12 protein-coding genes are annotated in these 11,947 nt (G+C 35.4%); 8 read left to right on the forward strand and 4 right to left on the reverse strand.

The annotated features are described in order from the left end of the window. Nucleotides 1-11: 11 nt before the first annotated feature. From copZ to TR08_RS14985, 5 genes are all read left to right on the forward strand, one after another. On the forward strand, nucleotides 12-218 hold the full coding sequence (gene copZ, locus TR08_RS14965; protein WP_045519391.1) for a copper chaperone CopZ: 207 nt from the start codon (nucleotides 12-14) through the stop codon (nucleotides 216-218). A 90-nt stretch (nucleotides 219-308) separates the two neighbouring features. Continuing rightward, nucleotides 309-2,744: a heavy metal translocating P-type ATPase gene (locus TR08_RS14970; RefSeq protein WP_045519393.1), complete on the forward strand. Its 2,436-nt coding sequence runs from the start codon at nucleotides 309-311 to the stop codon at nucleotides 2,742-2,744. Between the two features lie 14 nt (nucleotides 2,745-2,758). Continuing rightward, nucleotides 2,759-3,595 (forward strand): hypothetical protein, encoded by an 837-nt coding sequence (locus tag TR08_RS14975; RefSeq protein ID WP_045519395.1) that lies wholly within the window; start codon nucleotides 2,759-2,761, stop codon nucleotides 3,593-3,595. A gap of 180 nt (nucleotides 3,596-3,775) precedes the next feature. Then, complete coding sequence (locus TR08_RS14980) at nucleotides 3,776-4,069, forward strand: metal-sensing transcriptional repressor (protein WP_045519397.1); 294 nt, start codon at nucleotides 3,776-3,778, stop codon at nucleotides 4,067-4,069. A gap of 12 nt (nucleotides 4,070-4,081) precedes the next feature. Continuing rightward, nucleotides 4,082-5,437, forward strand: a complete 1,356-nt coding sequence (locus TR08_RS14985) for an MATE family efflux transporter (protein WP_045519399.1) — start codon at nucleotides 4,082-4,084, stop codon at nucleotides 5,435-5,437. A 210-nt stretch (nucleotides 5,438-5,647) separates the two neighbouring features. On the opposite strand, the gene TR08_RS14990 is transcribed toward TR08_RS14985, so the two are convergent. Then, entirely contained in the window at nucleotides 5,648-7,018 is a 1,371-nt protein-coding gene (locus tag TR08_RS14990; protein ID WP_045519401.1) for a sensor histidine kinase, read from the reverse strand. A 187-nt stretch (nucleotides 7,019-7,205) separates the two neighbouring features. Here TR08_RS14990 and TR08_RS32565 point away from each other — a divergent pair, with 187 nt between their 5' ends. Then, the gene (locus tag TR08_RS32565) at nucleotides 7,206-7,352 is read left to right on the forward strand and encodes a hypothetical protein (RefSeq protein ID WP_193747751.1); all 147 of its coding nucleotides are present in this window, start codon (nucleotides 7,206-7,208) and stop codon (nucleotides 7,350-7,352) included. A 78-nt stretch (nucleotides 7,353-7,430) separates the two neighbouring features. Next, nucleotides 7,431-7,589, forward strand: a complete 159-nt coding sequence (locus tag TR08_RS32570) for a hypothetical protein (protein ID WP_193747752.1) — start codon at nucleotides 7,431-7,433, stop codon at nucleotides 7,587-7,589. 36 nt (nucleotides 7,590-7,625) lie between these two features. Here TR08_RS32570 and TR08_RS14995 read toward each other — a convergent pair whose 3' ends face one another. From TR08_RS14995 to TR08_RS15005, 3 genes are all read right to left on the reverse strand, one after another. Further along, a complete protein-coding gene (locus TR08_RS14995; RefSeq protein ID WP_052427470.1) occupies nucleotides 7,626-8,381 on the reverse strand; it encodes a GGDEF domain-containing protein in 756 nt (251 codons plus the stop codon). 249 nt (nucleotides 8,382-8,630) lie between these two features. Continuing rightward, nucleotides 8,631-9,326: a response regulator transcription factor gene (locus TR08_RS15000; RefSeq protein ID WP_045519403.1), complete on the reverse strand. Its 696-nt coding sequence runs from the start codon at nucleotides 9,324-9,326 to the stop codon at nucleotides 8,631-8,633. A 202-nt stretch (nucleotides 9,327-9,528) separates the two neighbouring features. Next, a complete protein-coding gene (locus tag TR08_RS15005) occupies nucleotides 9,529-11,127 on the reverse strand; it encodes a multicopper oxidase family protein (protein WP_045519405.1) in 1,599 nt (532 codons plus the stop codon). 229 nt (nucleotides 11,128-11,356) lie between these two features. Between TR08_RS15005 and TR08_RS15010 the strand changes: the two genes are divergently transcribed. Beyond that, nucleotides 11,357-11,944 (forward strand): YdhK family protein, encoded by a 588-nt coding sequence (locus TR08_RS15010; RefSeq protein ID WP_045519406.1) that lies wholly within the window; start codon nucleotides 11,357-11,359, stop codon nucleotides 11,942-11,944. Nucleotides 11,945-11,947 lie beyond the last annotated feature (3 nt).

Below are 11,947 nucleotides of genomic sequence, written 5' to 3' on the forward strand. Positions count from 1 at the left end.
AGGAATATAAAATGGAAAAAATAACATTAAACGTTCAAGGAATGAGCTGTGGGCATTGTGTAAAGGCAATTGAAGGAAGTGTCGGTGAACTAAAAGGTGTTTCAACTGTGAAAGTGCATTTAGAAACAAGTAAAGTTGATGTAGAATATGAAGCGAATCAAGTAACTCTTGATACGATAAAAGAAACAATTGATGATCAAGGCTATGATGTTGCATAGTTTTCAAAAGTAACTTATACGAACGTGCTGTAATTCAGCACGCTCTCTTTTTCAAAAAAATATACCCTATACAGGTATGAGGTGTTAGCGATGAGTGAAAAAGTGTTAGCAAAGAGTGAAAAGGTGTTAGAAAATCAATTTCAAGTTTCAGGAATGACCTGTGCGGCTTGTGCACTTCGGATTGAAAAAGGTTTAAAGAAAATGGATGGCGTTAAAGAGGCAAATGTTAATCTAGCCCTTGAAAAAGCAACAGTTAAATATGATGCATCTGTCATGGGACCCGCGGACATTCAAAAAAAGGTTAGGGCACTAGGTTATGATGTTGTTACCAGCAAAGCTGAATTTGATGTAACGGGGATGACCTGTGCAGCTTGTTCAACAAGAATAGAAAAAGGGCTGAATAAAATGGAAGGTGTGGTCCACGCCACAGTAAACCTGGCTCTTGAAAAAGCAACTGTTGAATTTAATCCATCCATTCTTTCACCTAAAAATATGATTCAAAGAATCGAAAAGCTTGGTTACGGTGCTATCGAAAAGAAAGAGGATAATAAGGAGGAAGCTGTTGACTATCGTTTGAAGGAAATTGAGAAACAGCAAGGTAAATTTGTCTTTTCTGTCATCCTCTCATTACCGCTTCTGTGGGCGATGGTTGGGCACTTTAGTTTCACAAGCTTTTTATATGTACCAGATGCCCTCATGAATCCATGGTTTCAAATGCTTTTAGCAACTCCCGTACAATTTTATATCGGTAAACAATTTTATATCGGTGCGTATAAAGCATTAAGAAATAAGAGTGCAAATATGGATGTTTTAGTAGCCCTAGGAACGTCAGCAGCTTATTTTTACAGTGTCTATCTTGCGATATTAACGCTCGTAAGTGATGAACATCTTGAAGGGCTGTATTTTGAAACAAGTGCGATCTTAATAACATTAATTATCCTTGGAAAGCTGTTTGAAGCAAAAGCAAAAGGACGCTCATCAGAAGCTATCAAGAAACTGATGGGATTACAAGCAAAAACAGCGACCGTGATTCGTGAAGGAATAGAGAAAGAAATTCCTTTGGAAGATGTTGTAGCAGGTGATATTGTTCTTGTGAAACCAGGTGAGAAAATCCCTGTTGACGGAGAGATTATTGAGGGTCGGACAGCACTTGATGAGTCGATGATTACAGGCGAAAGTGTACCTGTGGATAAAACCGTTGGTGACACAGTGATCGGTGCAACAATCAATAAAAATGGTTTTATTAAGCTAAAAGCAACAAAGGTTGGGAGAGATACAGCTCTAGCCCAAATCATTAAAGTGGTAGAAGAAGCACAGGGCTCTAAGGCCCCAATTCAACGGTTAGCAGACTCCATATCAGGCGTATTTGTTCCGATTGTTGTAGGAATTGCTGTTGTGACCTTTTTGGTTTGGTTTATTTGGGTAGAACCAGGGAATTTTGCTGAAGCATTAGAAAAAATGATTGCAGTCCTAGTGATTGCCTGTCCTTGTGCTCTGGGTCTCGCTACTCCAACTTCAATCATGGCCGGGTCCGGAAGATCAGCAGAGTATGGAATTCTTTTTAAGGGTGGAGAACACTTAGAAATGACCCATCGCATCAATACTATTATCTTAGATAAAACGGGAACAATTACAAAGGGAGAACCAATTTTAACAGATGTGATCACAGATTTAGATGAAACAGATTTTTTATCTATTGTTGGCTCAGCTGAAAAGCAATCAGAGCATCCATTAGCAGAGGCGATTGTGCAAGGGATTAAGGAGAAGAATATTGACATTCAAGACTCGACTGACTTTGAAAGTATCCCAGGTTTTGGAATTAAGGCCGTTATTGATGGAAATGAAGTTTTGATTGGTACACGCCGATTAATGTATAAATTCAATGTTGAAATTGGAGATGCCTTAGATAAGATGGAAGACCTTGAAAAACAAGGGAAAACTGCTATTCTTGCAGCGATTAACGGAAAGTATGCCGGAATGGTTGCTGTAGCAGATACGATAAAAGAGACATCCGCTCAGGCAATTAAGCGATTAAAAGAACTTGGGCTTGAAGTCATCATGATCACGGGCGACAACAAGCAGACTGCTATGGCAATTGCGACACAAGCTGGAATAGATCAAGTCATTGCAGAAGTTTTACCGGAAGGAAAAGCTGAGGAAGTTAAGAAATTACAGCAGCAGGGTAAGAAAGTCGCGATGGTAGGGGATGGAATTAACGATGCACCCGCTCTTGCAATTGCTGATATAGGTATGGCTATTGGTACAGGTACAGATGTGGCAATGGAAGCATCAGATATCACCCTCATTCGCGGGGATTTAAACAGCATTGCCGATGCTATTTATATGAGTAAGAAAACGATTAGAAATATCAAGCAAAACTTGTTTTGGGCATTTGCGTATAACACTTTAGGAATACCCTTCGCCGCTTTAGGATTTTTGGCACCTTGGCTTGCAGGGGCGGCAATGGCATTTAGTTCGGTATCTGTCGTGTTGAATGCCCTTCGGTTACAAAAAGTAAAACTATAAAGGGGTTAGATTTTATGAAAAAATGGGCAATATCAGCAATTGTTTACCTGCTGGTTGTTGTTGGCGGATATTATGTATATGCTTCTGTTGCAGAACCAGATTCCCATGGTGAGGAGAAAACAGAACATAATGAAAAAACAGTTGTTCATGAAGACGGAAGCGATGAAAGCCATGAAGAGGGACATGAAGAAAATGATGACAGTCATAATAGTGTAAATGAAGTCCAGTCGTCGATTCAACTAGAAAATGAAGAATTAGTTATTACTTTAACCGATTTGGAAGGGAAGCCTGTTTCTGATTTAGAGGTCAATCACGAAAAATTATTGCATCTAATTGTTGTAAGCTCAGACTTGAAAGAATATCAACATTTACACCCTGAAACAAACGAGCCAGGTGTTTTTAAGGTATCTCATTCATTAAAAGAAGGGGAATACAAGGCGTTTGTGGATATTAAACCCAAGGGAAAGAATTATCAAGTTGAACCTATTTCATTTGCAGTTGGGGAAAAACACGATGACCATAGTGATGATGTTTTACAAGCAGACACTGCTTTGGTAAGAGAAGTTGGGGGACATAAGGCAATTTTGGAACCTAGTTCTTTACAAACAAATGAGGATATTGAGCTTAAGTTTGATTTAGCTGGAGAAACACCGGAACAGTATCTTGGAGCATTAGGCCATGTGGTAGTCCTGGATGAAAAAGGAGAAAAATACATTCACGTTCACCCCCTAGAAGGAAATGAACCTGTATTTGCAACAGAATTTCATGAGTCAGGAATTTACAAAATATGGGCAGAGTTTAAGCTTAACGGAGAGGTATTTGTATTCCCTTACGTTGTTGAAATCAAATAGCATTAGTAAAAGGTTCCTGTACACTTTGTCAGGAACTCTTTTGTTATTTGAAACTAAATTTCTTATCTAGCAAGATAGGATGAATGTCGATTTTTAAAAAAATGTATCAGAAAAAGTCATAATGTATTAAATGACATATCCCCCCAGGGGGGATAATATGTTAGTAAGGAGGAATACACAATGACCGATAATGACCACAAGCACAGTCACGAACATAAACATAGAAAAAGTGTTATCAATCGTCTTTCAAGAATTGAAGGACATATAAGAGGTGTTAAACAAATGGCAATCGAAGACCGTGATTGCTCCGATATTCTTCTTCAAATTGCAGCTGTAAGAAAGGCACTCGATAATACGGCAAAACTAATTTTAGAAGATCACTTAGAAACCTGTCTCGTAGATGCAGTCCACCAAGGAAATGAGCAGGAAGTATTAGAGGATATTAAAAGGGCTCTAAAAAATTTTAATCTTTAAGGTGGATGAAATATGGAGGAGATACAAAATCAGAGAGAACAAACTACCAAACAAAAAATTGCAGCCATCATTTCTTTAGCGGTACCGGCAATGATTGAAAATATTTTACAAACCATCGTGGGTTTCGTGGATACGCTATTCGTTTCAAGATTAGGGTTAAATGAAGTGACAGCAGTGGGTATTGCGAACGCAGTATTAGCTGTTTATATCGCAATATTCATGGCCTTAGGGGTTGGGACTTCCTCCCTTATTGCTAGAAGTATTGGGGCTGGAGATATAGAAAAGGCAAAGTCCATTGCTCATCAATCAACCATACTTTCAGGTATATTTGGAATATTGTTTGGGCTGATTTCTTTGTTTTACAGTGAACACCTTCTCCAATTAATGGGTGCAGAGTCTGAAGTGTTGGCAGATGGGGCTGCGTATTTTAAAATCGTCGCCATTCCCTCCATTTTTATCTCTCTAATGTTTACCTTAGGAAGTATCTTACGAGCAGCTGGAGACACAAAGACACCGATGAAAGTTAGCTGGTGGATCAATATTCTCCACATTGGTTTAGATTACCTATTAATCTTTGGGATATTTGGTGTTCCTGGTTTTGGAGTTGAGGGAGCAGCATGGGCTACAGTTGTTGTACGTATAATTGGCACCATCGCCCTGTTTTATTATATTAAAAAATCAAAAATATCGTTTTCTTTTGTTGGAAAGGTATCAAAGGAGGACTCCTACTCTATTTTAAAGATCTCTACTCCAGCTGCAATTGAGAGATTAATTATGAGATTAGGACAGGTGCTTTATTTTGGTTTAATAGTCAAAATTGGAGCGGATGCCTATGCAGCTCATATGATTGCTGGAAATATTGAAACGTTCTCCTATATGCCAGGGTATGGATTAGCCGTTGCTGCAACTACTTTAGTGGGTCAAAGTATAGGGGCAAAACGCTTCAAAGATGCTTATGCATATGGAATGATTACAACTGTTATTGCCATTGCATTCATGAGTTTTATAGGAGTTCTATTATTTATCTTATCTCCTTGGTTTGCTGTTTGGTTTACTACAGAAAAAAATGCAGTGGATATGGTTGTAACCGCCTTAAGAATAGATGCTTTTGCACAACCTGCATTAGCAATTGGTCTAGTATTAGCTGGGGCTCTGCAAGGAGCAGGTGATACGAAAAGCCCTATGTATAGCACAGCATTAGGAATGTGGGTAATAAGGATTTTAGGTGTTTATATTCTTGGAATTCAATTAAGTATGGGAATTGCAGGAGTGTGGTTAGCTATTGCTCTAGATTTATATGTTCGAGCTATATATCTTTTTTACAGATTTAGTGCCTATAAGATTAAACAAAGGGTGAAAGGTGCATAATAATCTAATATAAACGGGTTTGCAAATACAATGTTACTTTATATCCTTTAAAACAATCATGGGAAGATTCATAGAGAAAAGGGAGGGGACGGGGATTATTCACCGCCTCCTCCTCAAAATTATTTAATAACATTTAGTGAGTACTCTTAACTGCCTTCAAGAGTAATACAATAGATGTAATTAAACAACCACAAATAATAATTGCCCCTATCAGCGTGGTAAAGTGATAGTAAAAGATGTTCCTTCGCCAATTAAACTTTTTACGGTAATTTCGCCTCCGTGGGCTTCAATGAGTTGTCTTACAATAGCTAGGCCCAAACCGAATCCACCAGTTGCCCTTGAACGAGATTTATCCACTCTGTAAAGACGATCAAAAATTCGAGGAAGATCATTTTGCGGAATTCCTATTCCCTGGTCTATAATAGATATTTGTACTTTTCCGTTCTCTTCAACTGCCCGTATCGAAGTTGTACTCGATTCTTTTGAATATTTAAGACTATTATCTATTAGGTTGATTAAAACTTGTTCAAATCGAATAGGATCTATCTCTACAAATAAGTTTTCTGGACAGTTTAAAATTAATTTTATTCCTTTATTGGTAAATGCAGGCAAAACCCTGTCATAGATAGACTGAGCAAATTTGCTAAAATTAACTTTTTCTTTATTAATAGAAAACCTATTCTGGTCTAATTTCGCTAAATCAAATAACTCTTTTACTAAACTACTCACTCGTTGAGATTCTTCCTTAATTATATCTAGGTATTGGACTCTATCCGTTTCGTCCAGATTATTTCGTCTAGCAATATCGGCATACCCATTAATATAGGTTAATGGGGTACGAAGTTCATGAGATATACTTGCTAAAAATTCATTTCGCTCCTGTTTTAAATAATTTAAATCATTAGCAAGCGTTTGAATGGAATGTGAAAGCTCACCTAACTCATCATTAGAAGGTTTTGGAAGAGTAACAGAAAAGTCACCTTTGCTTAATTTCTTTGTTGCTTCCTTCATTGTAATTAAAGGCTTCGTTAATGCTTTTGATAAAAAGAAAATGAAAATCAGAATTGTGAAAAGGATTAACAGTGATGCAATAAAGATATGTTTATTTAATTGGGAGATGAGCTTTTGAACATCAAAAGTGTTCTTGAACATATATACATAACCGAAATTCTTTCCATCTTTTTTAAATGCTGTAACCGTAGCAATATACTGTTCATTTTTCCAATCGTCTTGTATTATTTTTCCGTTTCTAGAAAGATTAGAGTTAGAAATAGGGATATTCAATATGTCTTTAATATTGCTATTAATTTCTATAGAGGTAAGGATTATCTCACCCTTTGTGTTAGTTACCACAACCTGGGTGTCAGAATGTGAACCCATTAAACTAATATGACTTAGTGTGTGGGGGTCAGAATTAATTTCTAATATATCACGTTGACTATTTCCTTTTTCTAGAAGTGAATCATATTCTTGGTGGACTCGAGAGTGTACTAAATTTCTATGTAAAAAAGTCATAGAAACAATTTCTATTAACAATATACATAAAGAGAACCATAACCCTAATTTTATGGAGATTTTCATAGGTAAACACCTCTTGGACTTAATAAACTTATTTTATTAAAATAATGTGAAGAAAGTATGCAGATGATCTAAATATTGTTTGAAAAATTGCTACAAAATCTTGTTACTTTCTGCACAATTCTTTAATAAACTCAAAAATAGATTAATACTTATTCTACACACTAAAGCAAGTTTTAGGAGGAACAATATGAATCTTAAGCAGCTAATGAAGCAGGAAACAATAACTTTAAATAAGAAAAATACGCTACAAAACTTAATGAGTAACTTATTTAAAACTATAGTTGTTGGTAGAAGATCAAATCTTATTGTAAAGGGTAAGATAGACAACAATTAATTGCAAAATTGGATTTGTTATTTTGTTAATAGCTGGCTGAATATTAATTAATAACATCCAAAAATCAAAAAAGGGGAAATGTCCTCTACTCATCTGACTGTTCATGCAGTAGAGATAAATGTCAGTGCCATTAATGTACTATATAAAAAATCGCTTCCAATTGGAAACGATTTTTTTGTTTCTCCTTATTATGTTCATTTTAAAAATGGAAGGGAAGTCAATCTTGAAAATCAATAAAAAAAGTGATGTATCCATAGATAATCATCAACTTATTTAGGAGTATTTATAAAAGGTTTCATCAAAATTATAAATGCATATTTGATTTCGTCCATTTTGCTTAGACTGATAAAGTGCATGATCAGCACAATTTATAAAATCAGCGTGAGATTTGCTAGTATCAGGTGTTATACTAACAACACCGGCACTAATTGTGACTACACCATTTAATTTGGATTTGATATGTGGAATCTTAAGTGTTTCCACTACCAAGCGTATTTCTTCAGCTATATAATAAGCATCACTCAAGTTAGTATATGGTAATATAACAGCGAATTCTTCTCCACCGAACCTTGCAACTATATTTTGGAATCTACCAACTGTCGCATCTACTGTTGCAGCGACTTCTTTGAGACAATCATCTCCACGTAAATGTCCGTAGGTATCGTTATATTCTTTAAAGTAATCAATATCGAAAAGAATAAGTGAAATTGGTGAATTAGATTGAACTGCAATATCCCATTTCTGCTGAAGATAATGGTCAAAGGAACGCCGATTAGCAATTCCAGTCAAACCATCTACTTTAGATAGATACTCAAGCCTTTCATTGCTTTTTTGTAATTCCTTTTTTTGGAGGGTGAACCGATCATAAATTTTCCCCAACCACCAACCAAGAACTATATAAAAAGATGAAAAAATTATCTCAAAGGGCCCCAATTTTCTACCCTGATGAAAGATACCCTGATGTTGTATCCACATTAATGAATTGGCTAAAACAAATAATACTCCGATAATTCTTCCTGTATATTTCATCAATCATCATTCCAAGTCTACAATATTAAGCACAATTCATTTTAATCTATAGTGGGTAATCTTTCATTAACAATCTATTATATAATATAAAGCTTCTAACTATTAATATGTTAATAGGTTGTAATTTCCTAAAGAATAAAGTAAAGAACAATATAAAGAAAATGTCGGGTTGGGTGTTCAAAATTTAAAGCAGTGAAAGCCTCGTAAGAGAATCCACTGCTTCTTTATTAGGGAGATGATAATAATTAATTAAAGAGATGTTACAGGGTCTTCAGTTACCCACTTATATCCAATACCCCAAACTGTAAATAGATGGTTATCTACAGGAAAACATGCATTTCGCAATTTCTCTCGTAGGTTTCTAATATGGGAATCGATAGTTCGATCATCAATATGTGAGTTTAATCCCCATATGGTTGACAATAAATGGTCTCGGGAAAATACTTTGTATGGATTTTTTAAAAACAGACCAATTAATGCAAATTCTTTAGGTGTAACTTGTATAGTTTGGTTTTGATATTTTAATTCAACCGATTCTTCTTTCCATTCTAACCCCTTAAATACGAGTTGTTTTTCTTTTAAATCACTTGTCCTTCTTAATAGGGCTTCAATTCTTGCTAATAATTCATCTTCGTTGAAAGGTTTTGTAACATAATCATCTGCTCCGAATTTTAACCCTTTAATGACATCAACGGTTTCATTTCTTGCCGTAAGCATAATAATTGGAACATTGGAAAACTCCCTTATTTTTTTGCAAGTAGTCCAGCCGTCCATTTCGGGCATCATAACATCTAGGAGCACTATATCAATTTTTTCTTCTTCTAAAAAAATCAAAGCATCTTTGCCGGATTCAACCTTTATACATTTAAAGCCGTGGGGTTCTAAATATAGTCCTAAAAGGTTAAGCATTCGGATTTCATCATCCACAAGTAATATAGTCTTCACAATTCCACCACCTTAAAAACTGTTTATATAATAATAATAATAAAAGATAAATATGAAGAATGTTTGCAGATTATAAATATAAATAATATTATCTTTAAATTGTTAATTTTTTTTCACAAATAGGAAAAAACAAAATTAAATAATGGGGCAGCTATTCTAAACGCCGCCCCATTTTATTTAATCTTATTAATGTGATAAATAGTTACTCTGGTTTGTTATTAGCATTTGGATCAGGTGTAAACTTAGGTTGATAACCATAATATTTAACCATATTTACCATCCCTGCCGAAGCATGGTGCAAATCATGACAGTGGAAAAGCCAATTCCCAGGGTTATCTGCTTCAAAAGCAACAACAAATTCATCTCCAGGTTTTAAATTTATAGTATCCTTTTCAATCGGAGATCCTTCTATTGGTTTTCCATTTTTACTTAATACTTGGAAAAAGTGTCCATGTAAATGCATCGGGTGATTGACTCCCGTTGGCGAATTGTTGATTAATTTAACTTTTACCAAGTCACCTTTTTTTACATTAATATTTTCAGAATTTGGGAAGGACTTCCCATTAATCATCCAAACATTGTCAGCATTATTCCCGTTTAGGTCCATGGTGTACTCAACGTCATATTCCTGACTAAGGATAAAATTTCCGACCTTTGCATCACCATAATTGGTGTAATTGAATAAAGGTAAATTTTCAACTTGGTTAGTCTGGTCATTAGATTCATTATTACCTTCATATTGAATCACTGTTTTCATTCCATCTGTTCCTTCCATTTCACCATGACATTCTAGATACCATTTGCCTGGGTTGTCAGCGGTAAACTCAATATCATATCGCTCACCTGGTGCAATAGATATTAACTGATCTTTAAGTTCTTGTGGTTCATTAAGTTCTTGTCCGTCTATCGCAACTACTTTAAAGTTATGACCATGGAGGTGGAAATTATGAGATAAGAAACCGATATTAGCTAAACGTATTCTAATTGTTTCTCCTTCTTTTACTTTTAATGGTTCAATTGCACCTCCGCTCTTCCCATTTATAGTGAATATATTGTAATTATTCATGTCATGTCCCATGCTCTGACTTCCACTTTTAGAGTTATGTTGATCTTCTGGACTTTCACTATCATCCATTCCGCTCATATTACTATGCTCCATTTCATTCATATCTCTCATGGATGAATCTGATTCTTCTGGATTGGTTGCCCATTCATCTAACATAAGAGTATAATCTCGGTCATATGTTTTTACTTTTGGTTCGACAATAAAAGAGCCGTAAAGTCCCTTATCTAATTGATTTACCGCTTCTTGATGGGTATGGTACATATACGTTCCAGGAAATGATGCAGTAAATTCATAAGTAAAGGTTTCACCTGGCTGAACAGCATTTTGGGTTACACCGGGTATTCCATCCATCTCATTTTGCAAAGGAATACCATGCCAGTGAATAGAAACAGGGTCGGGTAATTCATTTATTAAATTAATGGTAACCTTTTCTCCTTCCTTGACACGTATTTGCGAGCCAGGAACAGAACCATTAAATGTCCATGCATCTACTTTTACTTCATTGTTCAATTGATGTGTTGCTTCTTTGGCTACAATCGTAAATTTATTTCCTGTTAATATTTCGAAGCTAGTAGTTTGTAACCCTTTGTTTTTATTGTCCTTGCCATTTTCTTCTGCTGTTGCTTGATCCATATTTTCATGATCTTTGTTATCCATTTTACCGGTTAGATCTGATGAACATGCTGCCAAAATGATTACAATAAATGTCAATATAGCAGTTAGTTTAAGCTTCATTAGTTATCCTCCAAAATTTAATTTATTTTGATTTCGGAATCTATTCTAATGAAGATTTTTGCAGAAAATATGGATATCAACGATTTAAATCACTTAGATGGGTGAAAATTTAGTTAAGTTCACAAAAAATTCAAATGTTGCAAAACGCAAAGCTAACTCCATAATTTCTGCACATTTTTGTGCTAATGTATAAAAGGGTTAAATAAATGATAAAGGAGTAGTTATTTAAATGTTCAAAAAAAATAATAAAAAACCTGTTTTCATATTATTGTTAGCGGCCCTTTTCTTGATTTTAGGAGCATGCTCAAATCCTAATAATGAATCAGGGGAAAAAACAGAAGATACTGAATCAAACGAGAGCACACACGGTGCTCACTCTAATATGAACCACTCAGGCTCAAGCGAGGTACCTGAAGGTTTGAAGGCAGCTGAGAATCCAAAGTATGAAGTAGGTACTCAAGCAATTATTGAATCAGATCACATGGAAGGTATGAAGGGTGCTGAAGCAACGATTGTAGGTGCGTATGACACTACTGTTTATACTATTTCTTATACTCCATCTAATGGTGGGGAAAAAGTGGAAAACCATAAATGGGTAATTCACCAGGAAATTCAAAATGCTGGTGACGAACCGTTTAAACCTGGCTCAGAAGTAACGATAAATGCTGAGCATATGGAAGGTATGGATGGAGTAACAGCTGAAATTGATTCAGCAGAAGCAACAACGGTGTATATGGTTGATTTTACTACTACAGACGGAGAAGAAGTTACAAATCATAAATGGGTAACAGAAAGTGAATTATCACCGACTAAATAGTTA

The organism is Neobacillus niacini (assembly GCF_000759675.1).
Lineage (GTDB): Bacteria > Bacillota > Bacilli > Bacillales > Cytobacillaceae > Neobacillus > Neobacillus niacini_A.

Coding starts and splice junctions, on each gene's coding strand:
- TR08_RS15010 (WP_045519406.1), top strand. CDS start 11,357: ATGTTCAAAAAAAATAATAAAAAACCTGTTTTCATATTATTGTTAGCG.
- copZ (WP_045519391.1), top strand. CDS start 12: ATGGAAAAAATAACATTAAACGTTCAAGGAATGAGCTGTGGGCATTGT.
- TR08_RS14985 (WP_045519399.1), top strand. CDS start 4,082: ATGGAGGAGATACAAAATCAGAGAGAACAAACTACCAAACAAAAAATT.
- TR08_RS14990 (WP_045519401.1), bottom strand. CDS start 7,018: ATGAAAATCTCCATAAAATTAGGGTTATGGTTCTCTTTATGTATATTG.
- TR08_RS14980 (WP_045519397.1), top strand. CDS start 3,776: ATGACCGATAATGACCACAAGCACAGTCACGAACATAAACATAGAAAA.
- TR08_RS14970 (WP_045519393.1), top strand. CDS start 309: ATGAGTGAAAAAGTGTTAGCAAAGAGTGAAAAGGTGTTAGAAAATCAA.
- TR08_RS14975 (WP_045519395.1), top strand. CDS start 2,759: ATGAAAAAATGGGCAATATCAGCAATTGTTTACCTGCTGGTTGTTGTT.
- TR08_RS32565 (WP_193747751.1), top strand. CDS start 7,206: ATGAATCTTAAGCAGCTAATGAAGCAGGAAACAATAACTTTAAATAAG.
- TR08_RS14995 (WP_052427470.1), bottom strand. CDS start 8,381: ATGAAATATACAGGAAGAATTATCGGAGTATTATTTGTTTTAGCCAAT.
- TR08_RS32570 (WP_193747752.1), top strand. CDS start 7,431: ATGTCCTCTACTCATCTGACTGTTCATGCAGTAGAGATAAATGTCAGT.
- TR08_RS15005 (WP_045519405.1), bottom strand. CDS start 11,127: ATGAAGCTTAAACTAACTGCTATATTGACATTTATTGTAATCATTTTG.